The 26,540-nt window shown below is 65.3% G+C and carries 28 protein-coding genes and 2 tRNA genes; 19 read left to right on the top strand and 11 right to left on the bottom strand.

Annotated features, from left to right (window positions below; genetic code table 11):
• Positions 1-131 precede the first annotated feature (131 nt).
• Together LQG66_RS09675 and LQG66_RS09670 are read right to left on the bottom strand one after the other, a co-directional pair.
• On the bottom strand, positions 132-2,279 hold the full coding sequence (locus tag LQG66_RS09675; protein WP_231325896.1) for an adenylate/guanylate cyclase domain-containing protein: 2,148 nt from the start codon (positions 2,277-2,279) through the stop codon (positions 132-134).
• Between the two features lie 18 nt (positions 2,280-2,297).
• Positions 2,298-2,960 (bottom strand): hypothetical protein, encoded by a 663-nt coding sequence (locus LQG66_RS09670; protein WP_231325894.1) that lies wholly within the window; start codon positions 2,958-2,960, stop codon positions 2,298-2,300.
• Between the two features lie 267 nt (positions 2,961-3,227).
• Here LQG66_RS09670 and LQG66_RS09665 point away from each other — a divergent pair, with 267 nt between their 5' ends.
• The 3 genes from LQG66_RS09665 (at position 3,228) to LQG66_RS09655 (ending at position 5,868) form a co-directional block, all read left to right on the top strand.
• Positions 3,228-4,799, top strand: a complete 1,572-nt coding sequence (locus tag LQG66_RS09665; RefSeq protein ID WP_231325892.1) for a S10 family peptidase — start codon at positions 3,228-3,230, stop codon at positions 4,797-4,799.
• Between the two features lie 218 nt (positions 4,800-5,017).
• Positions 5,018-5,623, top strand: coding sequence for an ADP-ribosyltransferase domain-containing protein (locus LQG66_RS09660; RefSeq protein ID WP_231325889.1), 606 nt, complete (start codon positions 5,018-5,020; stop codon positions 5,621-5,623).
• A 56-nt stretch (positions 5,624-5,679) separates the two neighbouring features.
• Positions 5,680-5,868, top strand: coding sequence for a hypothetical protein (locus LQG66_RS09655; RefSeq protein ID WP_231325887.1), 189 nt, complete (start codon positions 5,680-5,682; stop codon positions 5,866-5,868).
• A gap of 211 nt (positions 5,869-6,079) precedes the next feature.
• Here LQG66_RS09655 and LQG66_RS09650 read toward each other — a convergent pair whose 3' ends face one another.
• Positions 6,080-7,468: a serine hydrolase domain-containing protein gene (locus tag LQG66_RS09650; RefSeq protein WP_231325885.1), complete on the bottom strand. Its 1,389-nt coding sequence runs from the start codon at positions 7,466-7,468 to the stop codon at positions 6,080-6,082.
• 267 nt (positions 7,469-7,735) lie between these two features.
• A complete protein-coding gene (locus LQG66_RS09645; protein ID WP_231325884.1) occupies positions 7,736-8,281 on the bottom strand; it encodes a tetratricopeptide repeat protein in 546 nt (181 codons plus the stop codon).
• A gap of 292 nt (positions 8,282-8,573) precedes the next feature.
• On the opposite strand from LQG66_RS09645, the gene LQG66_RS09640 reads away from it, so the two are divergent.
• From LQG66_RS09640 to LQG66_RS09625, 4 genes are all read left to right on the top strand, one after another.
• The gene (locus tag LQG66_RS09640) at positions 8,574-8,993 is read left to right on the top strand and encodes a hypothetical protein (RefSeq protein ID WP_231325883.1); all 420 of its coding nucleotides are present in this window, start codon (positions 8,574-8,576) and stop codon (positions 8,991-8,993) included.
• Between the two features lie 164 nt (positions 8,994-9,157).
• On the top strand, positions 9,158-9,604 hold the full coding sequence (locus tag LQG66_RS09635; RefSeq protein ID WP_231325880.1) for a hypothetical protein: 447 nt from the start codon (positions 9,158-9,160) through the stop codon (positions 9,602-9,604).
• Positions 9,605-9,900: 296 nt separating this feature from the next.
• Positions 9,901-10,614, top strand: coding sequence for an outer membrane protein (locus LQG66_RS09630; protein ID WP_231325878.1), 714 nt, complete (start codon positions 9,901-9,903; stop codon positions 10,612-10,614).
• Positions 10,615-10,853: 239 nt separating this feature from the next.
• Positions 10,854-11,093, top strand: coding sequence for a hypothetical protein (locus LQG66_RS09625; RefSeq protein WP_231325877.1), 240 nt, complete (start codon positions 10,854-10,856; stop codon positions 11,091-11,093).
• A 215-nt stretch (positions 11,094-11,308) separates the two neighbouring features.
• Here LQG66_RS09625 and LQG66_RS09620 read toward each other — a convergent pair whose 3' ends face one another.
• Positions 11,309-11,557 carry a hypothetical protein gene (locus LQG66_RS09620; RefSeq protein ID WP_231325876.1) on the bottom strand — a complete coding sequence of 83 codons (249 nt, stop codon included), beginning with the start codon at positions 11,555-11,557 and terminating at the stop codon, positions 11,309-11,311.
• Between the two features lie 181 nt (positions 11,558-11,738).
• Between LQG66_RS09620 and LQG66_RS09615 the strand changes: the two genes are divergently transcribed.
• On the top strand, positions 11,739-11,846 hold the full coding sequence (locus LQG66_RS09615) for a glucose transporter (RefSeq protein ID WP_231325875.1): 108 nt from the start codon (positions 11,739-11,741) through the stop codon (positions 11,844-11,846).
• 79 nt (positions 11,847-11,925) lie between these two features.
• On the opposite strand, the gene LQG66_RS09610 is transcribed toward LQG66_RS09615, so the two are convergent.
• Positions 11,926-12,444, bottom strand: a complete 519-nt coding sequence (locus LQG66_RS09610; protein ID WP_231325874.1) for a hypothetical protein — start codon at positions 12,442-12,444, stop codon at positions 11,926-11,928.
• A gap of 333 nt (positions 12,445-12,777) precedes the next feature.
• Here LQG66_RS09610 and LQG66_RS09605 point away from each other — a divergent pair, with 333 nt between their 5' ends.
• The 3 genes from LQG66_RS09605 (at position 12,778) to LQG66_RS09595 (ending at position 14,993) form a co-directional block, all read left to right on the top strand.
• Positions 12,778-13,365: a TetR/AcrR family transcriptional regulator gene (locus LQG66_RS09605; RefSeq protein WP_425601334.1), complete on the top strand. Its 588-nt coding sequence runs from the start codon at positions 12,778-12,780 to the stop codon at positions 13,363-13,365.
• Positions 13,366-13,549: 184 nt separating this feature from the next.
• On the top strand, positions 13,550-14,212 hold the full coding sequence (locus tag LQG66_RS09600; protein ID WP_231325872.1) for a DUF3313 domain-containing protein: 663 nt from the start codon (positions 13,550-13,552) through the stop codon (positions 14,210-14,212).
• A gap of 172 nt (positions 14,213-14,384) precedes the next feature.
• The gene (locus LQG66_RS09595) at positions 14,385-14,993 is read left to right on the top strand and encodes a DUF2147 domain-containing protein (protein ID WP_231325871.1); all 609 of its coding nucleotides are present in this window, start codon (positions 14,385-14,387) and stop codon (positions 14,991-14,993) included.
• Positions 14,994-15,052: 59 nt separating this feature from the next.
• Here LQG66_RS09595 and LQG66_RS09590 read toward each other — a convergent pair.
• Positions 15,053-15,127 (bottom strand) — tRNA-Thr (locus LQG66_RS09590).
• 183 nt (positions 15,128-15,310) lie between these two features.
• Positions 15,311-15,814 carry a hypothetical protein gene (locus tag LQG66_RS09585; RefSeq protein ID WP_231325868.1) on the bottom strand — a complete coding sequence of 168 codons (504 nt, stop codon included), beginning with the start codon at positions 15,812-15,814 and terminating at the stop codon, positions 15,311-15,313.
• Between the two features lie 177 nt (positions 15,815-15,991).
• Here LQG66_RS09585 and LQG66_RS09580 point away from each other — a divergent pair, with 177 nt between their 5' ends.
• The 3 genes from LQG66_RS09580 (at position 15,992) to LQG66_RS09570 (ending at position 17,846) form a co-directional block, all read left to right on the top strand.
• Positions 15,992-16,687, top strand: coding sequence for a HoxN/HupN/NixA family nickel/cobalt transporter (locus LQG66_RS09580; RefSeq protein ID WP_231325866.1), 696 nt, complete (start codon positions 15,992-15,994; stop codon positions 16,685-16,687).
• 155 nt (positions 16,688-16,842) lie between these two features.
• Positions 16,843-17,304, top strand: a complete 462-nt coding sequence (locus tag LQG66_RS09575; protein ID WP_231325864.1) for a hypothetical protein — start codon at positions 16,843-16,845, stop codon at positions 17,302-17,304.
• 59 nt (positions 17,305-17,363) lie between these two features.
• Complete coding sequence (locus LQG66_RS09570) at positions 17,364-17,846, top strand: hypothetical protein (protein ID WP_231325861.1); 483 nt, start codon at positions 17,364-17,366, stop codon at positions 17,844-17,846.
• A 57-nt stretch (positions 17,847-17,903) separates the two neighbouring features.
• On the opposite strand, the gene rlmB is transcribed toward LQG66_RS09570, so the two are convergent.
• The gene (gene rlmB / locus LQG66_RS09565; protein WP_231325859.1) at positions 17,904-18,734 is read right to left on the bottom strand and encodes a 23S rRNA (guanosine(2251)-2'-O)-methyltransferase RlmB; all 831 of its coding nucleotides are present in this window, start codon (positions 18,732-18,734) and stop codon (positions 17,904-17,906) included.
• Between the two features lie 214 nt (positions 18,735-18,948).
• Here rlmB and LQG66_RS09560 point away from each other — a divergent pair.
• From LQG66_RS09560 to LQG66_RS09540, 5 genes are all read left to right on the top strand, one after another.
• A tRNA-Tyr gene (locus tag LQG66_RS09560) sits at positions 18,949-19,034 on the top strand.
• A gap of 154 nt (positions 19,035-19,188) precedes the next feature.
• Positions 19,189-19,455 carry a type II toxin-antitoxin system Phd/YefM family antitoxin gene (locus LQG66_RS09555; RefSeq protein ID WP_231325857.1) on the top strand — a complete coding sequence of 89 codons (267 nt, stop codon included), beginning with the start codon at positions 19,189-19,191 and terminating at the stop codon, positions 19,453-19,455.
• Positions 19,456-19,463: 8 nt separating this feature from the next.
• Positions 19,464-19,730: a Txe/YoeB family addiction module toxin gene (locus tag LQG66_RS09550; protein WP_231325854.1), complete on the top strand. Its 267-nt coding sequence runs from the start codon at positions 19,464-19,466 to the stop codon at positions 19,728-19,730.
• 251 nt (positions 19,731-19,981) lie between these two features.
• Positions 19,982-21,886, top strand: a complete 1,905-nt coding sequence (locus tag LQG66_RS09545; protein ID WP_231325852.1) for an acyltransferase family protein — start codon at positions 19,982-19,984, stop codon at positions 21,884-21,886.
• 165 nt (positions 21,887-22,051) lie between these two features.
• The gene (locus LQG66_RS09540) at positions 22,052-23,950 is read left to right on the top strand and encodes an acyltransferase family protein (protein ID WP_231325851.1); all 1,899 of its coding nucleotides are present in this window, start codon (positions 22,052-22,054) and stop codon (positions 23,948-23,950) included.
• A 9-nt stretch (positions 23,951-23,959) separates the two neighbouring features.
• On the opposite strand, the gene LQG66_RS09535 is transcribed toward LQG66_RS09540, so the two are convergent.
• On the bottom strand, positions 23,960-25,879 hold the full coding sequence (locus LQG66_RS09535) for a KGGVGR-motif variant AAA ATPase (protein ID WP_231325850.1): 1,920 nt from the start codon (positions 25,877-25,879) through the stop codon (positions 23,960-23,962).
• A 2-nt stretch (positions 25,880-25,881) separates the two neighbouring features.
• Positions 25,882-26,526 carry a toll/interleukin-1 receptor domain-containing protein gene (locus tag LQG66_RS09530; protein WP_231325849.1) on the bottom strand — a complete coding sequence of 215 codons (645 nt, stop codon included), beginning with the start codon at positions 26,524-26,526 and terminating at the stop codon, positions 25,882-25,884.
• Positions 26,527-26,540 lie beyond the last annotated feature (14 nt).

The following is a 26,540-nucleotide window of genomic DNA, read 5'->3' as shown; positions in this document are numbered from 1 at the left end:
TGAAGGCGCCGTGTCGTCTAGCCGACCTTGGCCGTGCTTGTCCATCGCGGCCGATATGGCGGAGCAATGGGGCCGGGATGAGGACCGATGTCGCCCGGAAATGGGCGCATGACGCCGCCGTCATGACGGCGTCATTTTTCCTGCAGGCTGCGCACCGGATCCCAGGCGGCGGCGCCGCCCTCAAGGGCCGCTTTTGCTCTCTGTGCGAACAGATCGCAGGGCGCATCGTCCAGCGCGCCCTGCGAAAAACGATCGGCCGCCTGCGGCAACTCGCCGGCCCGCCAGTGCGCGAGACCAGCCGCGTAGCCGGTGAGCAGGGCCTGTTCGCGCGACGAAAGCTCGGCGGCACGGCCGTGCAGCTCGTAGATCTTGAGCGACTGCTCGCGGCCCTTGACCCGGATCGTGTCGAGCTCGCGCCAGGCAAACTCGTTGCCGGCGAGCGCGACCGTGCCGTCGGACGCGATGATGGTGGTGCCGTAGAACTTGTTGGCGCCTTCGAGTCGCGAGGCCACGTTCACGGCGTCGCTCATCACGGAATAATTGAAGCGGCGCTGCGAGCCGAAATTGCCGACCAGCGCCGCGCCGCTGTTGATGCCGATGCGCTGCGCCACCTTGATGCCCTGGAAGGCCGTGGACGTGCGGTTGAGCTCGGCGAGCTTTGCCTTGCAGCCGAGCGCCGCGCGTGCGGCGCTTCGCGCATGATCGGGATCGTCGAGCGGGGCGCCGAACACCGCGACCACGGAGTCGCCGATATATTTGTCGACGTAGCCGTCATGGCTTTCGATCACGTCGGTCATCGCCGACAGATATTCGTTGGTCAGCGCCATCAGTTGTTCCGGCGACATCTGCTCGGCGATGCGCGAGAAGCCCTCGATGTCGGAGAAGAACACGGTGACTTCGCGGGTCTCGCCACCGAGCTGCGGTAGCCGGCGCGAGGCGAGCATGCGGTCGATCTCGCGCGGCGCGAGGTAGTAGGCAAAGCTCTTCTGCAGCAGCCGGCGATCCTTGTCCGAGACCATGAAGCGATAGCCGGTCGTCGCGGCCAGCGCGAGCACGCCTGCCGCCAGCGGCTCGGTCAATGGGAGCACGTGGGCATGGTTGAAGAGGGCGGTTGCAAGGCCTGTGTAGAGCAGGCCGAGCCCGGCGAGGATCGCAGCTGCGGCGGCCGGCCGCAGCAGCCGGGCCAGCAGCGCAGCCAGGAGCGCCATCGTCGCGGCGATAGCGAAGATGGCGAAGCGTCCGAGCTCGATCGCGGCATCCTGCCTGACGAGATTGTTCACCGCGTTGGCATGGATGTAGACGCCGGCGATCGTGCTGCGTGCGAACGTCTCGGTCAGCTTGCGTTCCGCCAGCACGCAACGCGGCCGCCGTGCGCCCTCGGCGCGGGTCGCGAAGCGCTTCGACGTCAGTCTGCGGTCCTCGATGCCGACGGTGCCGATTAGGACGACCTTGCCGGCGAACTCGCGTCGGAAATAGTCCTTGTCGCCCTTGATGGCACAGGCCCGCAGATCGGCGAAGGAATAGGTCGGCACGTCGTCGGCGCCGCCGGTGAAATTCAAGCTCATCGTGCCGGGTACGCTGCCGGGCACGTTATAGTCGCCGAGCGTCACGCCCTCTGGAGCGATCACGGGCGTGGTGCCGCGCGCGCGCGCCGCCAGCTCGAGCGCCATGCTCGGAACCGCCTTGCCGTCGACGCTGAGCGTCAGCGGATGGCGGCGGACGACATCGTCACTGTCGGTGTAGGTGTTGAGCGGGCGCAGGTTCTGCTGCTGGCGCACGGCAACGCGCTGTCCCGGCGCCGGCAGGATCGGCTGCTCGCCGAAGATCTCGCCGAGCACCACCTTGCCGCCGGCGGCTGCGGAGGCCAGCGCGCGCAGAAAGTCGCGGTCGAAGCCGCGCGTCTTCTCGCCGAGCGTGCTGTCACCGAGCGGAATCTCGGACTGCTCGATCGAGGTCTGGAACACCATGTCGAATCCGACGACCTTGGCGCCGCCGTCGAGAACGGCTGTGAGCACGCGGCCGATCTCGCCGGTCCAGGTCAATAGCGGCGAGCCCCTGAACGGCGGCGTTTGGTAGCTTTCCTCGTCGATGGCAACCACGACCGCCGGACTGTCCGCAGCATCGTGCAGGTTGCCGAACGTCTCGAAGCGCAGCCATGTGAGCGCATCGAGCGACAGGCCGCGGCCGCGCTCGAAGGCCGGCGAGACCAACAACCCCGCGCTCGCCAGCGCAATGGCGACGACGGCAAGCGCGTCGCGCGTCCGGCGTCCGATCGCCACCGACAACTGCCTTCAGCTTCAGTTCAGTCGGATCAATCGCCCGACCGCGGGGCCCGGGCCGGCCTTGGCCTGGGCGTCGACCTTGAAGACGAGACGGGAGGGCCCGAAGCTCGCGACATAGGTGCCGCCCGGGGTCAACGGATGGTTGGTGCCGGCGAAATCATAGAAGCGTCCCTTGAATTGCCGGCCCGACAGCTCGACCTGCTGGCGCTCGCCGGGCTGGTCGAGCCGCTCGACGATCAGCGTGCCGCGCCCCTTGGCTTCGACGATCGGCGAGGCGCCGTAGATGACGGCTTGCGCCACCGGCGCGCTGTCCGGCCCGAGGCTGCGCACGATCGTCGCCGCCACCTCGCTGGTCTCGCGTGTCGTCGCCTGGGCGTGGCTGGCGTCGCAATTGACGATGTCGCTCTTGAGCGTGGCGCCGTCGACCTTGCTCTCGCCAGGACCGACCGTGACGCTGCCGGAGCCGCTCACGGTCTCGCGCCGGCACGATTTGAGGTAGCTCATGACCACGGCACCGTCAGGGCCGAGCTTGATCACCTGGCCGGGCGCGACATAATCCATCAGCTCTGCGCCGGCCACGTCGCCCTGAACGTCCTCGACGAGGGCGGCCGGCGGCCCGGCCAGGGCCGGAGAGGCAAGCCCCGTCAGCGCGACGACGATGAGCGTCGGTATTTTCATGAATGAACTCCGTGGTCGAACCGGCAGGCGCCCATGTCTCTGGCCGCGTCCCTGGCCGCTCGGCCATGTCCCTCCTGTGGGACGTCGGACGGCGCCGCGAGGTTCGAGCCCATACCACAAGTGGCAGGAAGAGGCACTCGCTCGGACGTGACCTGGATCACGGAAGAGTTGGTTGAGCCTGGTCCCTGGCCGCGGTTCATGCGTTGCAGAATGGCACGTTTTCGGCCAATGGCTTCGCCAGCCCGCTTGGCGGCAGGGAGTGAGTTGATGCCAGCTCTGAGATCATCGGACCGGCGTGCCGGCCTCGCCGCGTTGGCGCTGGCGGCGCTGATCGCCGGCCAGGCCGTGCGCGCGCAGGATGCCCCGCCTGCGGCGCAGGAGAGCGTGGCTCCTGCAGGTCAGCGCACCGGCTCGGCCGGCAATCGGTCGGCCAGCCCGCCCGGATCGTCCTCGACGGCCGAGCAGCGCAAGCTGCCTGCCGATTCCACTACCACGCATACGCTCGAATTGCCAGGCCGCAGGCTGTCGTTTACGGCGGCCGCGGGCGCAATCCGCCTGTTCGACGACAAGAGCGAGCCGCAGGCCGACATCGCCTACACATCCTATCAGCTCGATGGCGCCGATCGCGCCGTCCGTCCCGTGACCTTCTTCTTCAATGGTGGTCCCGGCGCCTCGTCCGCCTATCTGCAGCTCGGCAATGCCGGGCCATGGCGAATCTCGATCGATGCGGCCAGCGTGACGCCGTCGTCGAAGCCGGATCTGCTGCCCAATGCCGACACCTGGCTCGACTTCACCGATCTCGTTTTCATCGACCCTGTCGGCACCGGCTACAGCCGCTTCGTCGCCACCGGCGACGAGGCGCGCAAGCGCTTCTTCTCGGTCGATGGCGACGTGCGCTCGCTGTCGCTCGTCGTGCGTCGCTGGCTGGAGAAGCATGACCGCCTCGCGTCGCCGAAATTCGTCACGGCCGAAAGCTATGGCGGCATTCGCGGTCCGAAGATCGTGAACAATCTCCAGCACGACCAGGGCATCGGCGTGAACGGCCTGATCCTGGTGTCGCCGCTGATGGATTTCCGCGACTATTCGGGTTCGAGCCTGATGCAATATGTCGCGAGCCTGCCGAGCTTCGCAGCCGTCGCCCGGCAGATGAAGGGGCCGGTGACCCGCGCCGACCTCGGTGATGTCGAGCGTTATGCAAGCGGCGATTTCCTGCTCGACCTCGTGAAAGGCGAGGCCGACACCGATGCCACCAACCGGCTCGCCGACAAGGTCGCTGGTCTGACCGGGATCGACCAGGCGGTCAGCCGCCGGCTGGCCGGCCGCTTCAACGTCTCCGAGTTTCGCCGCGAATTCGACCGCAAGAACGGCCGGATCACTGGCCGCTATGACGGCTCGGTGCTGGGGATCGATCCGTATCCGGATTCGAGCCATTCGCGCAGCTCCGACCCTTCCGGCGACGTGCTCACCGCGCCGCTGACCAGTGCCGCGGTCGAGCTGACGACGCGCAAGCTGAACTGGCGTCCGGACGGCTCCTATGAGCTGTTGAGCGGTGCCGTGAACATGAACTGGGACTTCGGCCGCGGCCTCAGTCCGCCGGAGTCGGTCGGCGAGCTCAGGCAGATTCTCGCGCTCGATCCCAAGCTCAAGCTTCTGGTCGGGCATGGCCTGTTCGATCTCGCTACGCCCTACTACGGCTCCAAGATCCTGCTCGATCAGCTGCCGCCCTTCGCACGGCCGCCGCGGGTCAAGCTCGTGGTCTATCCGGGCGGGCACATGTTCTATTCGCGCGACGATGCGCGCAAAGCCTTCCGTGGTGAGGCCGAGGCGCTGATGAAGTAGGGGAAGGGCGTCAATGGGGCAACGCACCGGACTGCGAACCTTCGGCAAGGTCCCGACCGACCCGTCGGGCAGATTCAGACACGCTGTGTTATCAGGATCACATGTCCCGCTGGGCGACTCGCCGTATCATAGCAAGCGCGGTCTGATATCCGCGACGATCCTGGGTTGTAGAGAGCTTGTGACCGTGATCTTATCCGGCTCCTGGGGGCGGGGATTTGGTGGCGATTTCACATCCAATTGATGGCGATTTGCGCCGGGAGGGTGTCTTTGTCCAATTCTTGGGCAACTGGCATACCTATATCGATTGCTGCTCCCGCGCCCGCCTTGTCGATGGCATCGATCCCGCGGGTCTGAGCGCCGGCGATCGGCTTGCAATCTGGATCTACACGACCGAACATTCCCGATGGTACCAGCAGATCAACAGCGAGCTGTGGAGCGGCCATCCGTCCACCGCGGTTCGGGAGTTTGCACGAATCTTGAATGGTGCACTGCAGAAATTGCCGGTCCACATTGGCGCCGTTCATCGCGGCTACATGTCGGATGACCTCTCGAAAGACCTGGCGAAATATACCGCGGGTGCGATCGTGGATTGGCCGGGGTTTACCAGCACGAGCCGGGACGAGGACAAGGCCTTGGACGGCAACATGACTTTTACGATCCTGTCGCGAAGCGGCCGCGTTTTAGGAGGATATTCCGATATGCCCAGCGAAGACGAAATTCTATTCCACGCGGCGACGAAATATCGCGTTCTGTTGGTGCAACGTCAAAACGATGACGCCGTTGTGGAGCTGGAGGAGGTCATCGCGCCGGAGCACGCCGCTTAAACCTGCCGTACATCCATGCCGCGCTAAGCATTCCTGACACACACTTCGAGGCTGCCATGCCCAAGATAACATACGCCGGTCCCGACCAACCTGAAAAGAAGCAGGAGGAACTCCTCAAGAAGGAGTTCGAGGAGAAGGCAAGGGCAGCACGCAAGAAGTTCTTCGAAAAGAAAAAGGCTGGCGCAAAGCCGGCCAAGGGACATCCCACCCCCCTACAACGCCGAATGTATTCTGGCGGCGTTTAAATCAACCGAACCGTTGTCCCGTTTGCAGAACTTCTCCTGGGTCTTGCTCGGGACAGGGTCTGTTTGTCTGTGATTTGATCGATCCGATCCTCCAGCGCTCTACGTAACGTCGCGGGGGTCACCGACCTTCGTGTGACGTGTCGCCACCCGCTTGGCGCCCACCATGAGCTCGCCTTCGCTGCCTGCTCCGGATCTTCATCAATCACCGCTGCTACGATCGCGTCCTGCGGCGGCCCTTCGGATACTTCCGCTCCATCTCCGCCCGTACAACCCGCTCGGGCCGCACCCGGGCGCCGGCGAGCCAGATCTCGCTGACGCCGGATTTGGTGCGCACGCGTCGGACGGATTCGCCGTGGCTGGCATAGCCGGTGGCCTGCACGATGCGGCCGGTGTCGCGTCCCGTCACCTCGATGCGGGAGGCGTCCAGGAAAGGGTTGATGAAGGTCGGATTGGCGACCAGCACCTGCGCGCCGAACGGCACGAGATCGACAGCGCCCCACAGCGTCCACCAGCGTCCGGTCCAGTCGCGCGTCTTGCGGGTCGGGGCGCCATGGGTGGCAAACGCCTGCAGGATGAACTTGACGCCGTTGGCCCATCCCGGGGCCCAGCCATCGACGGCGTTGGTGAGCACGGTGATGGCGATCTCCCGTGCCGGAATCACCGACGTCCGCGAGATGTAGCCCTGGAAGCCGCCGCCATGGCCGAACCAGTCGAACCCGGCGGTGGTGCCGCTCATCAGCGCCAGACCATAGTGGACCTCTTCGACATCCTGCGGGACACGCCATTGCCTGCGGATCATTTCGCGGCGGCTCGCGACCGACAGCAGGCTCTTCCTGGCGTTTGGCGCGAGTTGGGCGAAGAAGCGCGCGGTGTCCGCCGCGGTCGCGACCGCGCCGGCCGCGGCCATGATGGCGTGGGTTGGATTGTCGCCGGGAATCACCACGCGGCGTCCGACCGGCACGGTGCGCGAATGGCCGCGCGCGAACGGGACGCCCTTGCCGAGCAGCGTCATGTCCGCGGCAGTCTCGCGCAGGCCGAGGGCTGCGATGATCTCGCGCTGCAGCCAGACGGGGTAGGGCTCTCCGGTGATCGCCTCGATGACAAGGCCGAGCAGGCCATAGCCATGGTTGGAATATTTGAAGCGGCTGTTCGGATCGATCACAGGCGGCAGCCTGAGCTCGGCCAGCAGCTCGTCCTTGTCGAGATAAGATCGGCTATCGGCGAACTGGCCGGAATCCTTGCCGTCGCGGGTCAGGCCCGCCGTGTGCGACAGCAACTGGCCGAGAGTGGCCGTGGCGACGTCGGGATGCAGATCCTTGACGTATTGCCCGACGGCGTCGTCGAGCTTCAATCGCTTCTGCTCGCGCAGGCGCATGATGCCGGCGGCGGTGAAGGCCTTGGTGTGGGAGGCGATGCGGAAGCGATGCCGCGGCGTCAGCTTCTCGCCGGTGTCGAGGTTGGCATGCCCAAAGGCCGCCTCCAGGACGATCTCGCCGCGATGGGCGATCGCCAGGATGCCGCCGGGCTGTCCGGAGACCTCGACCTGAAACGCCAGCCAATCGCTGATATAACCGAGTGCGGCGCCAAGCCAGGGCTCCACGAGGCAATCTCCCGCTCAAACCGCGCAATGAAAATGAAAGAGGGGGCGGCCGAGGTGTCATCCTGACCCGACGAACGGCGGCGGACAATAGTCAGTAACCCCGGCATGAAGCGAAGCGACATGCGGGACCGGCCTCCCGCGGGTCGCTGCGCTCACTTGGGCTAAGCTCTGAAACAAGCAGAAGACAAACAGAAATGGCGCAACCCTTTCGGGTTGCGCCATGTATCTGAGACAGCCTCTTCAGATCGGACTTGTCCGATCGGGTCGTCAGTAGACGAGGCCGGTGCCAGGCTGCTTCTCGAGCGCGTCGGCGAGCGACCGATATTCGGTGCTGTTGGTGCCGGCGAGCTGTGCCACCTTGTCGAGGTGATACTTGGCCTGTTCGCGGTTGCCCTGTTCGAGCTGCCACAGGCCGTAATACTGCCAGGTGCGCACGTGGTTCGGATCGTCCGCCAGGGCCTGCTCGTAATACTGCTTCGAGGCCTGGTAGTTGCCGAGCTTGCGGTAGGAGTAGCCGATCAGATTGGCGACGTCGGCGACGTCCTCACGGTTCAGCGCCTTGAGCTGCTCGATCGCGGTGGCATAGTCGCCGCGGTCATAGATCGAGGTGTAGGCCGTGCGGTAGGCAGCGAGGAACTTCGGATCTTCGATGCTCGAGCTCTTGTCCTTCTTCTTCTTGGACGAATCCGACGCCGGCGGCGACGAGGGGGTGTCGCTGCCTGCGGCATAGGCCTTCGACAGAAGCAGCGGCCCGGAGGCCACGGCCATCGAGAACAGCGCCAGCGTGGCAATCCTGATCGCAGACTTTTTCATTCGTATCTCCCGAGTTGTCGATCCAACAGGTGACTGCATGCGGAGAGAAGAACTTCCGCAGCTGCGAAATATTCCCGGTCATTTGCGCGGATTTTGCGCCGCGATCGGCGCATTATACGGGCCACATGGTGACAGGCCAGTCACTTCGATGACTATCCCTTCATGTCGATGAACTGAAAACCCAGCTTTACTTCAGGGTGGGTTCAGTGCCGGTTCCCTATCGTCGTTTCCATGATCACGAGCCCATCCGGACTGGATGGTACCTCCAGATCTTCACATCACGGAGACGACCATGCTGAAGACAATGTCCGTTACGCTGCTCGCCGCTTCGATCCTGGCTGCGCCTGCGTTCGCCGCTGGTCCTGCAAAAACCGACCCTTCGGCGAAGTCCACCCAGACCACGGGGACCGCGAAGACAGATACCGTCAAGACCGGTGCGAGCAAGTCCGACGCAGCCAAGACCGAAGGTGGGACGCAGGCCGGCGACAAGACCAACGAGATGAAGCCGACCGTCGGCAAGTCGAAGAGCAAGCCGCACGCTTCGCTGCTCCGCCACACGCATCGGCACGTGGCGCATCTCCGCCATCACCACAACGTGAAGGTATCGCACGCCGCAGTGAAGAAGCCGGCGCTGACCAAGGTCAGCTTCAACGCGACCGGACACAAGAAGGTGAGCGTCAAGCGTGTCACCCCGGCGACCCGCCGCGGCTGACCGGCCGAGCAGCCATAGAGCCGATCGTCGATTCGTCTTGCCACCGGCAGCACCAGTGCCACCGGTGGCAGCCGCTTGACGGGAGTGTGAGGGGAACTGATTTCCCTGGCCGTCGGCTTTAGGTTAGAAGCGGCCGAAGGGAAGGTCTTTCAGAGTTGGACGGCGTGGGGATGGGGAAAACGAGCTGGTGGCCGGCGGCCGGGCTGGCGCTGCTGCTGACGAGTTGTGCCAGCGGTGGCCCCGCCGCGTTCATGAGCGAGGACAGTCGCGGCATTTCCTATACGGACGATCGCGGTGTCGCGAACCAGCCCTTCCCGCCAAACTATCGCGCCGAGCTCCTGGCTTATCTCAGGACCTACCTGAACAATCCCGTGGGCGTGCGCGATGGCGTCGTGGCCGAGCCCGTGCAGCGGACGGTCGGCGGCCGCCTGCGTTACGTCAGCTGTCTGCGCTATGCGGCGCGCGAGTCCGACGGCAGCTACCGCCCGGCGAAGGAGCGGGCGGCAGTCTACGTCGACGGCCGGTTCGACCGCCTGATGGAGGATGCCGGCGAGCTCTGCGCTGGAGCGACCTATGGCGCTTTCCCCGAGATCGCTGCCCTGACGCGCTAGCTCTGGCCGCGAGCACCTCCAAGTTCGAAGGCCTGCCACGCCGTCGCGGCGGGTTGCCAACCGGCTCGCCCGATCACAATTCAGGGATGGGTCAAACGCGTTGCCGCCTCACCGCGACCAAATCTCGGGCGAGGCGCGTAGCTTCACGAAATATTCGGGAAGCCTATGGAACAAAAGGTCTTTGTTGCTCCCTGGTAACACGCGCTGAACAATCACAGCTGCGTCACCGCCATCGGGCAACCCAAATGCGGCCATGATGTTCACTAGATGTCGCAAACGAATAACGGGGACGTCCCATGAAACGCTTTTTTTTAAGTGCAGTGGCTTTGACCGCTTTGGCTGCCCCGGCGTTCGCCGCCGACATGCCCGCGCGCACCTACACCAAGGCGCCCATCTACACCCCGCCGCAGGCCATCTATAACTGGACCGGCTTCTATGTCGGCGGTCACCTCGGCGGCGCCTTCGCCGGCAACAACAGTCTCGAAGGCAACAGCGGTCGCTTCCTTGGTGGTGTCCAGGGCGGCTTCGACTACCAGTTCGCGCCGAACTGGGTGCTGGGCATCGAGGCCCAGTACAGCTGGATGGACCGCAACACGACCAATTTCGGCTTCCCCGGCGCAACCGTCGTGAGCTCCACCGGCGCCAACCAGCTCGGCTCCGTGACCGGCCGCCTCGGCTACACCTGGGGACCTGCTCTGGTCTACGCGAAGGGCGGTTATGCCTGGCGTGACGGCAATGGTCTCGGCGTGAGCGTCGCCGGCGTGCCTGCCGGCTTCACCACCAACGGCAACACCAAGGACGGCTACACGGTCGGCGCCGGCCTGGAATACATGTTCGCGCCGAGCTGGTCGGCCAAGGCCGAGTACCAGTACTACAATTTCGGCAATACCACCTTCACGGGTGGTCCGGCACCGGTCGTGGGCAGCCGCTTCAACAGCGACGAGCATACGGTCAAGGTCGGCGTGAACTATCGCTTTGGCTGGGGTGGTCCGGTCGCCAGCAAGTACTGACCCGGCAGGCGCCGATCTGACGCGCCGACCTGACGGTGGGCGCCCAATGCCGGCGAAGATCTGTTCAGACCAGAATTGGAAACCGCCCGCGCCCTCCGGCGCGGGCGTCTTGCTATCGGCTGGTCCTGGTCAATGTGGTTTCAGGTTGGCTCACGCAGTGCAAAAATATTTTCAAACCTTCGTGAAACTTTCGCCATCACTTGGTATTATGAGTTCGCCGGTTTGATGGATCATCCCACATGCGTATCTTGGTATCCGTGCTGTTGTTGTCCGCGGCTGTTTTGCCGTGCTCCGCCCAGACCATTCTGAAGTCCGAACCGTTGATGCTGGCCCCCTACGAGGTCGCGCTGGTGCAAACCGCGTTCTGCCCGTCGGGAAGGGTACTGAAGGTGACCGGTGCAATCCGCGGTGTCAGCCGCAAGCGCGCCTGTGTCGCACTTCCGTCCGAAACCGCATCGCTGGCGACGGCGACGCCGTAGAGAGCGGACTTCATGGCGACCATCCATGCGGACGGCTGCGGCTGCCCGCTGAGAGTGGTTCTGTCGCTCCGGGCGACCGTCTTAAAAGTTTCAGTTCGTGAACGTATCGATGCGGGCGGGCTCTCGCATCGATCGCCCGACTGTCCGGCGGTCTTAGCTCACGGCGGCCACGCCGATGCCAATCGCGAGGGAAGGGCGCAGCCTCGCCCGAACCATCAGGACGAGAACGGGATGTTGAAGTCCTGCTCGGCGTCGGCTCGATTGCGCCAGGGATCCTCCTCCGGCTCGGCGGAACAGGCCCTGATCTCATAATCATTGTCGAGCTGCAGATGGACCGACGACCGGCGTGCGCTGATCGTCACGTCCACCACCAACCCGCTCTGCCGCGCCAGCCTCCAGACGTCGGCCTCGGTCGGGTAGGCCTTGCTCAATTTGGCATCGTTGCAGAACAGGGCGTAGGGCATTCCAAACAGCTCCAGAGAAGCGAAGGATGAACCGAGGATGAACAGGGGTTGTAGCCGGACACAGGCGTGTTCTGGGCCGGAAAGCGACCTTTTTTGGCGCGGCCGAGTCGTAAACGAGTCCTAAATTTTTGGAAAAAGAATCCGTGGGACTCCGGTGCCAGAATCGCCGGATGGTTAAGCCATGGGAACCGATCTCAACATCTTCTGCGGTGGGATCCAGCTCACGCTCAGCGTGGGGTTGCTGCTCGCCTGCGTTGCAAATGTGGCGCTGCTGTGCGCCTGGATGTGAGGCTGCCGGCGAGTGGATTTTCGAATGTCCTGGTTCGTCTTGAAGCCAGATCGGCAAAGGCGCGCGGGCTGCGAGTGACTCACTCCTCTGGAGCGGCGAGCCCAGTTCCGGAAGCCTTCAGCCGGGCAAGTTCCGCACTGAAATATTCCTGGCGTTCACGGTTGAAGCGCTCCTGATGAGCGCGGAAGCGGGCGACGCGCGAGCGGATTTCCGCCTGCATGTCCCGCTGTAGATCGAGCTGTGAGGCGATGCTGGTGAAGCGTTCCGGCGCGACGGGGGCTGCCCGGGCTGGACCAGGCATCGAGAGCCCCGGCTGATGCGATCCTGCCCTGGCGGAGTCCGGCCGGACCGCGGTGCCCTGGAGTTCGCTAGCCTGCGGCTGCACGCGCTGACCCGCCGGGTCTGCGTGGGCCGCGGATGCACGCTCTGCTGCGTCGGACACTCCGCGCCCGGTCACGGCCTGCTGGGGCGCTACTGGGGTTGCGACCGGAACGACAGGCAAAGCGAACTGGGCGAAGTCGGCCGGCTTGCCGGTGACCGACTGCACGAAGGCCATGGTCTGCGCGATCAGCGCATCACGCTCTTCCTTCCACGTCATGGCGGTCGTCCCCCGGAATGCCTCAATTGCAACAAAAGCTCGTCCGGAAATCAAGTTGGAACACCAATAACTTCTGGGGATAGGCGCGAGTCGTGCATGAGATGTGACAATGTTGTTGCCACAGTTGAGGCGGCCGTGCTTCCCCACGCGCGCAAGGCGATACCTTCAATCGGATCGCGCGCAGATTGTTCCAGCGCATGGCAACATCACGACGTCTGCACGCGGCTTGACAGAGGAGGGTGCCTCTCGCCTATGAGGAGGGCATGGGCAGCCCCGGTGGCGGGGCCTCTCCTGCTCGCAACCCGATGCGCCGCCCGGCACCTCAAGTCTCCGATGGACAATCCTTCACGCTCCGAGCGGTCGCGCAAGGCGGCCGTCACCGCCGCCCTCACCATCATCGCCCGGGATGGTCCGGGGCGGTTGACGCTGGACGCCATCGCGCGCGAAAGCGGGCTCAGCAAAGGCGGGCTGATGCACCAGTTTCCCAACAAGGAAGCGGTGCTTAAGGCTCTGCTTGAACAGCAGTTTGCGCATTTCGAGGAATTCGCCAACAAATTCAGGGCTGAAGCTGGCGAAGCGGCGAGCCAGCCCGAACTCGCCACCCAGATCTCGATCTCGCGCGAGCTGATCGCTCAGCAATATTCCGTGGCGCAGGCGATGCTGGGGGCGCTCGCTCAGGAGCCTGGCCTGCTGGCGGATGCCCGCGGCAAGGACGCCGAGCGGGTGGCCGAGATCCGGGCCGAGGCCCGCGACGCCGATCTCGCGGTGCTGCGCTGGGCAGCGGCCCGTGGTCTTGCGCTGATGACCATGCTGCGCGTTTCGCCACTGCCGCAGCCGGACCTGGATAGGCTGTTCGCGCGGTTGCTCGACGACGATCAGTGGATGGCATTCGAGCAGCCCGGAGCGCCCCGCGACCGGTGACCTCCTCCCAGGCCCCCCTCGGGGCAGGGCGACCTTCGCCCTCCCTGAAGTGTGCTGTTGCGCCGCACCGCCGCCGTTAACCTCGTCTTGACCGAGCTTCTTTACAAGCCGTCTGGTCGGTTTTAATGCTAGGTCCGGTGGTTGTGCTTCGCAACAGCCCTGCGATGGAATGGAGGAGAAGGAGATGACGGTTCGATCCCGGGCGTCCGGACTTGCGGCAATTGCCGTGGCGGGCCTTTGCGGCGGCTGCAACACGATGACGCCGGTGGCCTATTCCGAGGTCGCATCGGCGCGCTACCTGGCGCCGAATGCGTCCGATTCATCGGGGCGCGTGCCCTACCGCTACGCCGCATCCGCGGACTGGCGCAGCTATGACAGGGCCATGCTCGACCCGGTCGTGATCTATCGCGGCCGCGATCACCAGTTCGGCGACATGTCCGAGCAGGACAAGGTGAAGCTCGCCGCCTACATGCGGTCGCGCTTTCTGGAAAGCCTTTCGGCGCGCTTCCAGCTCGTCAATCAGCGCGGCCCGAACACCCTGCGGGTGCGGCTTACCTTGACCGGCGCCGTCACCAACACGCCGGTGCTCGGCACGGCCTCGCGCTTCGATTTCGCGGGCGCCGTCTATAACGGCGTGCAGAGCGCGCGCGACGGCGAGGGGCTGCTGACCGGCTCGGTGTTCTACGCCGCGGAGATCTTCGATGCCGCGAACGGGCGGCTGCTGAACGCCTTCGTCAGCAAGCAGTATCCGACGCCCTACGACATCAAGGCCAGCGTCGGCGCGCTCGCGGCGGCTGAAGCCGGGATCGACAAGGGCGCCGACGCCCTGGTCGCACAGCTCCAGTGAGCGGCCGATGCGGACGGATGCTCCGATCCCGCCGGCCGCATCGTGTCGCGGCACCTTCGTTTGCGAACGTTGGGATCGAGGGCACGGGCAGGTGCCGGGAAGCCGCCGGCAACTTCAAGCGCGCCGCGCCAGTGCGTGGCTCGAGGCCCTGGAGACAACGAGGTTCCTGGACATGACATTGAGATTCGTGCTGCGCGTCAGCCTGCGCATCGTCGTCAGCCTGCTGCTGTCGATGGCGGAAAGCCGTGGCCACGCCGCCCCGGCCAGCGATCCGACCGGCACCTGGCTCACCGAAGACGGGCGCGCCCGTGTTCGCATCGAGCGCTGCGGCGCAATGCCCGATCGCCTCTGCGGCTACATCGTCTGGGCGAAGGAGGCGGCGGACGCTAGGGGACAGCCGTTTCGCGATCGGCTGAACCCGGATCCGGCCAAGCGCAGCCGGCTGCTGCTCGGCCACCAGATGCTGCTCGGCCTGAAGCCGAACCCGGACGGCCGCTATGCGGGCGAGGTCTACAATGCCGAGGACGGCAAGACCTACAGCGTCTCGATCTGGCGCGAGGGACCGAAGATGCTGGCCGTCAAAGGCTGCCTGCTCGGACTGTTCTGCGCCACCCAGGGCTGGGCGCAGGTGACGGATCTGGTGCCGGGCCAGCTGGTGGCCGCGACCGGCGAGGGCGGCGGGCCGGTGCCGGATCGGGAATGGGCCGCGCCGAAGCCGCCGGTGACGGCCGGGGCCGCCAAGCCGCCCCCGCCGGGGGCGATCAAGACGAAGGCGAATTGAGAAACGTCGCGCGTTGAAGCGATGGGTTGAAACGCAGCGGATCGAAACGCGACGGTCGGTGGTGCCGGCTGAGGGGATTGAACCCCCGACCTTCGGTTTACAAAACCGCTGCTCTACCGCTGAGCTAAGCCGGCGAATGCACCGTGGGTGGTGGAGCTCTCGTCCAGCCGTTGCGGCGAGGTTCTCCGAAGCGCGGTGTTCCTACCAGAGTTGATGCACTGAGGCTACTGGTGTCGTACACGCCCAGGACTTTCAGTCCAGAGCGCAAAAAGGGCGGCCTTGAGGCCGCCCCTGTCGAAACCAACCGCAGCGTCGGCTTACTGGCAGATGTGCATCAGGCCGTCGCTGCCCTTGAAGACGGAGCCGGGGCGGCAGACCAGACCGTTGCGCGTCGCGTAGCTGTTCCAGTCGCCATAGTAGCCGTTCGGGCCGCGATCATAGCCGGGCTGTTCGTAGCGGTAGGGACCGGGATCATAGGCATAGGCGTCCGCGGTGCGGAACGGTGCCGTGGCAATGGCGCCGGCCGTGCCGATGGCCGCGCCGGCGATGCCGGCAGCGGCGCCGACTGCGCCCGCTGCGACGTTCGCCGGCCAGAAGCCGCTGTTGCGTCGATCCCAGCCATTATTGTTCCAACCGGTGTTCCAGCCGGCGTCGGAGCGCTGCTGCATCATCGGCCCGCCCTGGCGGTCCATGTGCCCGTGCTGCATCATTCCTTCATGCTGGTGACCCATGTGGTGCCGGTGGTGCATGTCGCGCGCCATGGCAGGGCCGGCGAGCGCCGTTGCGAGAACTGCAGCCCCGAGAATTGCAAATCGTGTCATGGAATACTCCGTCGTTGCGCCCCACCTGCTAAGTGCAGGCTGGCCCTGTCGTTCCCCGCTCGCCGGAATGTTTTGGAACGAGTGATGCGGGCCGGCGAGGCGGATGCTGCGCCGGCTGGCCCGCGGCTTGCTCTGTCCCGGAAGACTGCTAGGCTGAAGACAGGGTAGGCGGGGTTGATGCTGGCAATATTGTCTCTGGGGTTTCTGTTGGGCTTGCAGCATGCGCTCGAGGCCGACCACATCGCGGCCGTGTCGAGCATTGCGGCCCGCCGCAGCGACGTCTCCGACATCGTCAAGCACGGCCTCACCTGGGGGCTCGGTCATACGCTGACGCTGTTCGCCTTTGCCGGCGCCGCGCTCCTGCTCGGCCATGTCATCCCGGAGGTGCTGTCGCGCCGGCTGGAGACCGCCGTCGGCATCATGCTGGTCGGGCTCGGCGTGCACGTGCTGTGGCGGCTGTGGCGCGACCGAATCCATTTCCACCGCCATAGCCACCGCGACGGCAGCGCCCATTTTCATGCCCACAGCCATGCCGGCGAACGGATGCCGCATGGTCGCGCGCCACACGATCATTCCCATCGGTTTCGCTGGCGAACCCTGCTCATCGGCCTGATGCACGGGATGGCCGGCTCGGCGGCGCTGCTGGTGCTGGCGGTCGCCGAGGCTCCGACGCCGGCCGCGGGCCTTGCCTACATCCTGCTGTTCGGCGTCGGCTCCATGATCGGCATGGGCGCGCTCTCGACCCTGATCGCGGTGCCGATCGCGATCTCCGCGCGCGGGCTCACCATGGCCAACCAGGTCCTGCAGGGCGGCGTCGGGCTGATCACGATGGCGATCGGCCTGCGCGCCATCCTTGTCACAACGCTCGGATGATGATCCGGCATTAACCCTCCCGCGCGAACCCGGCTTGCGGCATTAACCCCGGCGAATGGCCTGTGCGTTAGCCTTACCCGCAGATTGATGCGCGCGCTTAACCCATGGCGGCGCGCGTTGCGGTATTTGTAGCGTGGCAACCAGGGCGTGAATTCATGCGTTTTGCAACAGCTCTCGCGATTCTGATCGGGACGGGGTCCGCTTCGCTCGCCAGCGAAGGTTTCGAGATCGTCATCCCGCAACGGCCCGGCGTGCCCGTCGTCATCAACGGCATCGATGCCTCCTATGCCGTCGTCGAGGGCCAGGCCGGGCTCGGCAAGGGCAACTATATGCAGCCCTCGCTCTATGGCGGCCGGCCGGTCGAGCCGGAGCCGCCGGTCGGCCACTACTATCCGACCCTCGGAGCGAAGCCCGGCTACGGCCGGGTCGAGATCGAGCCGCCGGCCAATCGCAAGCTGCCGCAGCCGCCGGAAAGCTATTCCCGATCCTGGGGCGCTCAATCCAATATGCAGCCGGCGCAGCCGCCGGTGCCGATGGAGCCGCCGGCCGTGATCCTCGCGCCGCGCGAAGGCGGAGGCCCGCGCGACTACGCAGATCCGCCGGGCTATCGCCGCTAGTTCAGCGTGGGACTTGGACGAAATTCGAAAACAAGAAACAGATCAGACAGGAGAGAGTAATGCGTGGAACGATTTCAGGACTTGTCGCCATTGTCGGCCTCGCTTTCGCAGGCAGCGCGCCCGCAATGGCCTGCGGCTCGTCCGCCTGTGCGCCGTGCGGCTACGCGAGCCCGTGCGCACCGACCGTCACGGCCTACCCCTATCAGCCGGCTTATACCTATCATCCCGGCTACACCTACGGCTATGCGAGCGGCTATTCGGGCTGCGGCGCCTGCGGCGCCCGTTACGAGCGGCTGCCCGAGCCGACGCGGCAGTACTACTATGTGAACCAGGGCCCGACCTACAGCGGTCCCGGCGCGTTCGCGCCGTATCCCGCCTATCAGGAGAGCGCGATCCCGGTCTATCGCTATCACCATCGTCACCACGCCTATGAGGAGACGCTCGTCGCTCCGCCGGTGGTGTACGGCCATCCCCAGGGTGCCTATCGCTGGGGCGCCTCGTCCTACTATCATGGCCGGCGCGTGCTGCGCCGCTATTACTGACCGCCACAACCCGGTTCGTCGCCAACGCCCGCCCGCGGCCTGCGCGCGGGCGTTTCGTCATTTGGGCATCAACCCGAGCCGGCTCGCGCCGATATAGAGCGCGAGCACGGCGGCGTTGGAGACGTTGAGGCTCTTGATGGCGCCGGGCATGTCGAGCCGCGCCACCACGCTGCAGGTCTCCCGCGTCAATTGCCGCAGTCCCTTGCCCTCGGCGCCGAGCACGAGCGCCAAGGGCTCGCGCAGCGCGACCGCCGCGATGTCCTCGCCGCCGGCGCTGTCGAGGCCTACGGTCAGGAAGCCGCGCTCGTTGAGCCGGGTCAGCGCGCGGGCGAGATTCTGCACCGTGATGATCGGCACCAGCTCCAGCGCACCCGAGGCGGACTTGGCCAGCACGCCGGTCGCTTCCGGGCTGTGGCGCGCAGTGGTCACGATGGCCTTGACGTCGAACGCTGCCGCCGAGCGCAGGATGGCGCCGACATTGTGCGGATCAGTGATCTGGTCGAGCACCAGGATCATGCCCTCGGCCGCCAGCGTATCGATGTCCGGCGAGGGCAGGGGATCGGTTTCCGCGAGCAGGCCCTGGTGCACGGCGTCCGGACCGAGCCGCTGGTCGATCTGGCCGGGACGCACGATCTCCGGCGTCACGCGGGTCTCGATCCCTTCCTCGGCGAGCCGGCGCGCCGCATTCTCGGTCAGGTAAAGCTTGCGGATGGCGCGCCGGGGATTGCCGAGCGCCAGGGTCACGGTATGCCAGCCGTAGAGGATGACGGGGCCGTCACTGCCGGCCTCGCGCTCCCGCCATGGCTGCGGCCGGTCGAAACCGCGCGGTTTGCCGGGAAATTTACCGCCCGGGCGGCGGAAAGGGGGCTTTCGATCGCGTTCGCTCATGGGATGAGTTTCTGTCACGGCCTGCGGATTCTGGCAATTTGGCACCGCGGGCCGGGAAAATTCGTCGTCCCTTGGTTGACTTTACGGCCCCGCTGCGATCATAAGGGCCCCGGCCGCGCGCGCCCGTCATCCGGGCTCCGCGGTCTTACCGTCTCCATGGCGCTGATGGTCGCTCAACCGCTGTTCCGCGGCCGGCCTCAACTGCCATCGACACGGGGGAGTGTCCCGAGTGGCAAAGGGAGCTGACTGTAAATCAGCCGCCTCATGGCTTCGCAGGTTCGAGTCCTGCCTCCCCCACCATCCCTGCAGATAAGCTGTTGATTTGTGATGCCGAAAAACTCCCGCACCTTATCGGTGGGTGAGGGAATAGGGCGTCGGCCAGTCTGGCAATTATCTGTACAGTGTACAAATATCGGTACAATGTATGCTCGGGCACTGCAGGAGGAGGGTGCAAATGACTCACGTTTCTTACAGCGAGCTTCGGAATAACCTTGCAACCTACATGGACGCCGTTTGTGACGGTCGCGCTCCGCTCGTTGTCACGCGCCAGAATGCAAGAAGCGTCGTGCTGATGTCGGAGGAGGAGTATGAGGGTCTCATGGAGACCGTCCATCTCTTGAAGAGCCCGGCAAACGCCGCCCGTCTGCTGCGCTCGATCAAGGAGGCCGACGAAGCCAAGTTGACTGGGCACGAGCTGGTCGAGCCGACGAAGGCGGGTTGAGCGGTGGCATGATCACCGCGTGGACCGAAGACGCCTGGCAAGAATATCTCGGATGGCAGAAGGAGGACGAGAGAGTTCTCGAAGCGATCAACGCCCTGATCAAGGACATCAAGCGCGATCCGTTCAAGGGGCTCGGGAAGCCGGAGCCCCTTAAGCATGCCCTGCAAGGCTGGTGGTCTCGCCGGATCACCGGCGAACATAGGCTGGTCTATCGCGTCACTGGCAAGGGCGAGACGCAACAGCTCGAAATTGCTCAATGCAAATATCACTATTGAGCCTCCAAGAAGGTGTGGGGCGTCGCCGCATTTCCTCTTTCAACTCAATGTCCGCCATTTCCCCTCACTTTGACGTAAGATACTGAGACGACGATCGCATCGGCGTCGTGCGTTCCATCGGGCCAATTCCGCCGCGCCGTCGCCGGCCTGCCGTCATCGGATGGATCCGGTGACGTCATGACTGTTTCCCGTTGCTGCCATTCGTGTCTGAACATATCGTGCGCCGCAAAACGGGCGCGAGGTGGACGGAGTTGGATCGCAGTTATCGGGCGGACATCGATGGCCTCAGGGCGATCGCGGTCTGCATCGTCGTTCTGTTTCATCTGAGAGTTGGCGGCTTCGGTGGCGGCTTTGCCGGGGTCGATGTCTTCTTCGTCATCTCCGGCTATCTGATCACCGGTCATATCCTCCGCGACATCGAACTCGGCAGCTTTTCGTTCGCCGCATTCTATGCGCGCCGCGCGCGGCGTATTCTGCCTGCGCTGATCGTGACCATCATGCTGACCTTCGCCGTCGGCTGGCTGTGGCTGCCGCCGGACGCGTTGCGCCAGCTCGCCAAGGAGGCGACGCACGGTCTGCTGTCGATCGCCAACATTCAATATTGGCGGGAGGCCAACCAGTATTTCGCGCCGAGCGCGGATCAGCTCGGGCTGTTGCACCTGTGGTCGCTGTCGGCCGAAGAGCAGTTCTATCTCTTCAGCCCACTGTTCCTGGTGCTGCTCAGCCGGACGCGCCATGTGTTCGCGGGCATCGCGCTGGCCGGGCTGTTGTCGCTCGCGGCGGCGATCATCTGGCTCCCCAGAGATCCAGAGGCCGTGTTCTTCCTGACGCCGTTTCGCGTCTTCGAATTCGTGCTCGGCGCGTTGGCGATCGCGCTGGAGCGGCGCATCACGACCAGGCCGACGGCCCGAACCATGGCGGCGTGGGCCGGCTACATCGTGCTCGGCGGCAGCCTCCTGGTCATCGAGCGCTTCCAGCGGGACGCCGGGCTCGGTGCCTTGCCGCCGAGCATCGCGACGGCCGTCATCATTGCGGCCAACCGGCCGACGCGCCTGCTCGCAAATCGGGGCGTTCTGGCCATCGGCCGTTCATCCTACTCGCTCTATCTCGTGCACTGGCCGGTGATCTACTTCGCAAACTTCATTTTCGGAGAGCTGGCCGGCAGCACAACGGGCCTGATCGTGGAGTTGCTGATCATGGCGGCGCTGACCGCGGCCATGTTCTTTCTCGTCGAGCAGCCCATCCGTCGTCTCAGCACCGCGCAGTGGACGCAGGCGACCGCCTTTGCGGCGGTGATCGGCCTCTGTGCCGCCGCCGCTCACGCGACGTTCAAGGCCGACGGCGTGACATGGCGACTGCCGGCGGAGCAGCGCGCGCGGCTCGAGCTCCAGCGCTTCGGCATGAGCCCCTGCACGCGTTCGGGCGATCACTGCGAATTCGGCGCTTCCGTGGGCTCGCGCACGCTGGCGCTGCTCGGCGATTCCTACGTTCAGCAATACGTTGCCGCGTTGGACGAGCATCTCAAGGCGCGCGATATCCGCGGCGTGACCTCGACGGTCGGCGGCTGTCCGATGCTGATCGGCCTTGCTCCGCTCCCCCCGCGTGCAGCCGAATGCATGGCGCTGCGCGATCGCGAGCTGGCGCGCGTCAAGGCTTCGTCGGCCGATCTGGTTGTGATCGGGCAGGCCTGGCACCTCTATCTGACCGGCGATGGCGATCGCAATGAGCGAAGAGCGGCCGAGATCCGCGACGGCCTGCAGGCTCTGCTGCGCCTGCTCGATCGGCCGGGGCGTCGCTTCCTGATCATCGGCGGTCAGGTGAGGCCCGTGACGTGCAGCTTCGACCAGGTGCGGATGCAGCCTGGCCCGCTGTGGCATGCGCCGCCGGCGGACTGCGCGCCGTTCGCTGCAGCCAAGGCACGCGCCGCCACCAGCGAGATCGATGGCCTGTTGGAGTCCGTGGTGATGGAGCACCACAACGCCGTGCTGCTGCGGCCAGCCGAACTGTATTGCGACGAGGATTGTCCGGTCGTGCGCGGCGATGGCGTCTGGTTGTTTCTCGATCCGGGCCATTTCACCGTGGCCGGTGCGCGGCTGATGGGCCAGCGCGCGGCTGCCATGATCTCCCAGTTCTTGTCCGAACAGGCCAAGCCGTAGCGGGACGAAAGGTCCGCCGGCAAACTTGGCCACTCTGCGGCCCCGCCACAGCGCGGCCCGTTCTCCGACATCAGATGGGTCCGATGGCGTCATGCCTGTTTCCCGTTGCTGCCATTCGTGTCTGCGCATGTCTGTCGCCTCACGACAGGCGCGGAGTGGACCGAGTTGGAACGCAGTCACCGGGCGGACATCGACGGTCTCAGGGCGATCGCCGTCGTCATCGTCATCCTGTACCATCTGAAGATCGCCGGCTTCGAGGCGGGCTATGCCGGCGTCGACATCTTCTTCGTCATCTCCGGCTATCTCATCACGGGCCAGATCCTGCGCGATGTTGTTGCGCGACGCTTCTCGCTGTCCGACTTCTATCTGCGGCGGGCGCGGCGCATCCTGCCCGCGCTGATCATGACGATCGCAGCGAGCTTTGCCGTCGGCTGGCTGTTTCTGTCACCCGAATCCCTGCGCCAGCTGGCAAAGGAGGCGACCCACGGGCTGCTGTCGATCGCCAACATCCAGTACTGGCGCGAGGCAAGCGCCTATTTCGCTCCCACTGCGGATGAGCTGCCGCTGCTGCATCTGTGGTCGCTGTCGCTGGAGGTGCAGTTCTATACGCTGGCGCCGCTGCTGCTGATGTGGTTGGGCTGCAGCCGGCATCTGTTCCGCGCGATCGCCGCGGTCGCATTGTTGTCGCTCGCTGCCGCCGCAATCTGGCTGCCGCATGATGCGGACGCCGTGTTCTTCCTGACGCCGTTCCGGGTGTTCGAATTCGCGCTCGGCGCGCTCGCCATTCCGCTCGAAGCGCGTCTGTCGTCGTCGCCGCGCGTACGCGCCGTCGTGGCCGCATGCGGCGACGTCGTCCTGCTCGGCAGCCTTCTGCTCATCGGTCGCTACCAGGCCTATGCGGGCGTCGCCGCACTTCTGCCCTGCATTGCCACCGCCATCATCATCGCGGCCAACGCACCGACATCGCTGATGACGGCCGATCCGGTACTGGCCGTCGGCCGGGCGTCCTATTCGCTCTATCTGGTCCACTGGCCGGTGATCTTCTTTGCCCGTTTCGTCTTCGGCGAGGCCGCGCAGACGGCGGCCGGAGTGGCGATGCAGCTCGCGCTGATGGCCACGCTGACCACGCTCATGCTGATGCTGGTCGAGCAGCCGCTGCGCCGGCTGCCGTGGCCGCGCTGGACGCAGGCGGCAGGCTTCGCCACCGCGCTCATCGTCTGTGCCGGGCTCGCGCACGCGACGTTCCGCGCCAACGGCGTCGCCTCCCGGCTGCCGCGTGATCAGCTCGCGCTGTTCCAGCTGCAGGGCTTCGGCCTGAACAAATGCGAGCGCACCATCGGCCGGCTGTGCGCATTCGGCGATCTCGACGGCACGCGCGGGGTCGAGCTGCTCGGCGACTCCTATGTCCAGCAATATGTCGCGGCGCTCGATACGACCCTGAAGCGGCGCGGCATGATCGGGCACGTCTCGACCATGAGCGGCTGCCCGACGCTCGCCGGTCTGACCGCGCAAGAGCCTCGCACGCAGGTCTGTGCCGCGTTGCGCGACAGCGAGCTGCCGCGGATCAGGCAGTCGCAGGCCGATTTCGTCGTGATCGGGCAGGCCTGGCAGAACTATCTCGACCTCGGCGGCGGACCGCAGGCAGAGGCGCGCAACGCCGAGGTGGCCGCTCATCTCGCTGACACGATTCGCCTGCTCGACCGGCCGGGGCGGCACTTCCTCGTCATCGGCGGCCAGGTCAGGCCGGTGAACTGCGCCTTCGACCAGCTGCGCATGCTGCCCGGGCCGCGCTGGCATGCGCCGGCCAAGCCGTGCGACGCCGTGCCGAAGAGCGAGGCGGTCGCGACCAACCACGTCATCGATGCCGTGCTGGCGCAGGCGATCCGGCCATTCGCCAAGGTAGCGCTGCTGAAGCCCTCGGAGGTCTATTGCGACCAGGATTGTCCCGTGGTGCAGGATGGCGTGTGGCTGTTCCAGGATGCCGGCCATTTCACCGTCGCCGGCGCGCAGCGCATGGGCGAACGCGCCGCGCCGATGTTCGCGACATTCCTTTCGGACGACTGATAATTCGTCTCAGCGGGCGCTCAGCGGGTCCGGCGTGCCTGACAGCCGCTGGATCGACCGAATCAGCGGGATGATGTCGGCGTCCCATCGTGCGTCGCTGATAGCGATCGCGTTTCGATAGCTCAGCTCGCGAATGTCGGCGGGGAGCTCGGATTCCGCCGGCATCGTTGCGCCGCCGACCAGAACCGGAATCACGGTCTTGTTCTTCTGCAGCGCAGTCATGATCTCGAGCCGAACGATGTCGCTGGTGTCGGTCAGCCGACCCGACTGCGACCAGCCCGGCCCGATGACGACCAGCACCACATCCGACTGCGCAATCAGGTTGTCGGCGATCCGGCGCAAGTTGGCGCCGAGGGGAAGGGAGTCCCAGTCGAAGGTCAGGTTCTCTCGGCCGATGACACTTCTGAGCGCTTCGGCAAGACGGCCAGCCCTGGCGGCTTCGTCCCGGCGGAAGCTGACATAGACTGAGACGTTGCGCATTGGGCGCTTGTCGCCTGGATGCGCCAGAACCGGTTCCACGGTGTCGCGCAACCGCTCCAGCGCGTCCTCTTTGTCATAGGGCGCGAGCTTGAGTCTGAAAGCCTGGATGGCCCCGAAGACTTTGGACACATCGGCCATGAGCGTCGGTGCTCTTCCAAGGACCGCCGACTCGACGCTGAACAGCACGGTTGCTATCACCGATAGCGCCGCCACGACGGTGGACTTGCCTTCGAAGAGGGATGGCGCGAGCGCAAAGAAGGCCACGGCTGCACTTGCGATCGTGCCTGCAATTCTCGCTGCAAAGGAGCCGATCGTGAAGCGTCGTGCCCTTGTCCTCAGCTGATCCAGGGCCTGTTCCGCTTGACGGAGGTAGGCTGCGCTGGTCTGTTCTCTGATCCGCTCATACACGTTGGTGAGATCATCGACGTCCTCGGCCAAGGCCTCGCTCTCCGCTGGCGCAGTCGCCCAGGGGAGCTGACCGGCGGCGAGCATCGCGCTGAAGCGCTGAAAGCTGCGCGTCAGCGACAGCCGGTCGGCGGTGCCTTCGGCCAGAACCGCGATCTCCTCGCCATAGGCATATTTCGGCACGTGCTGGATCTGCACGTCGTCGAAATAGGTGCGAAGACTGCAGGAGGGGAGGTCGTAGATCTGCTTGAAGACGTCTTCGAACTCGCGCTGGAATCCCACGATCTCGGCGCTGGCATCGCCCATGCGCCACTGCTGCCGCAGCGTCGGCTCGGAGGCCTCGATGCGGGATGGCAAGGGATAGATGACGAGGGGCCTCAGGTCGTCGGAGCGGGCGCGATATCGCCCGGCTTCGCGAACCAGATTGATGACGCCTGCGAGGCTCTGGCGGTTGGGCGTGAAGACGGTAACCAGGATTTCCGGCAGCAGCATCGTGCAGATGCCGCTGGTGTCGGTGAGCCCGGTCCGGGAATCGATCAGCACATAGCGGTAGTCGGCGGCCAGGCGCGCCGCCAGATGTCGCAGCAGGGAGGGCGAACGGGCGTAGAGGCTGGTCCAGTTGAAGCTGCCGACCTTTTGGGGGTAGTCGCCGTCGAACTGGCCGGCCTTGATGAGGTCAAGGCCGGGAATGTCGGTGGTGATGATGTAGTCCTTGAGCGGAAGGCTCGCGATCAGTTCCGCCGCGCCTTGGTCGTCTTGCGGGAGCATCTCGTCGAGGCGCTGCTGGATCGCGATGAAGAGATCGATCAGGCCGGGCGTCTTGTCCTGGCGCTCTTCGCTGCCGTGAAAGGCGGCGAAGAAGTGCTTGCGGAAATAGCGATGCAGGCCGGGCGCCTCGAGGTCCCAGTCGATCATGAGCACCGGGCGTCCAGCGGTCTCCCGCGCGAGCAGACAGGCGATGTTGGCCATCGCCATGCTGCGGCCCGTGCCGCCCTTGAACGAGTAGAATGCAACGACCTTGCCGGGCTCGGCGACGTTTGCCATGGTCAGCCCGCCCGGAACGGAAACGGGCTGGTCGGCTGGATCATCTGATCCAGCCAGGGCTGGATTTCCGCCTCCGACGGCAGGTCGAAGGCATCGCAGTCGCAGGTGATGGCATCGGCGATCGGCACGAACAGCTGCCAGCGCGAATGAACCGCTGCCGCGATGTTCCTGATCTCGCGCTCGAAGGTCGCGTTGCGGGCGAGGCTGCGGGACGTCAGGGAGAAGCGCTCGAACGTATAGTAATGCCGGTTGTTCTTGATCGCACCGGGCATCAGATCTTCCCCACGCAGCACGATCGGGATGATGAGGCCGTGCTCGCGGTCGAGCCGTCGTTGAAGGCGCCCCAGCCGCAACTGCTCGAGCGCTTCCATCGCGCGATATTCGCGGGCGCAATAGGTATGCCGCTTGCTGAAATAGGTCGGCGTATAGACGACGATCATGCAGGCGCTTTGGCACAGCGCGCGCGCCAGCGCCGGATTGTACAGTGCGCCGGCACGCAGACCCTCGCGATCGACGAACAGATCCTCCTCGATCCTCAGCGCCAATTCGTTGCGCAACGCCTCGCACAGATCGGTAATGAACCGCTCCGCAATCTCGCTCTGGTCGTGATTGCGGTAGCTGATGAAACAGGGGTGCTGAAATGGCATAGATGGCCGCATGC

It is taken from the genome of Bradyrhizobium ontarionense (assembly GCF_021088345.1).
Classification (GTDB): Bacteria; Pseudomonadota; Alphaproteobacteria; order Rhizobiales; family Xanthobacteraceae; genus Bradyrhizobium; species Bradyrhizobium ontarionense.
This window is presented reverse-complemented; position numbering and strand designations above follow the sequence as displayed.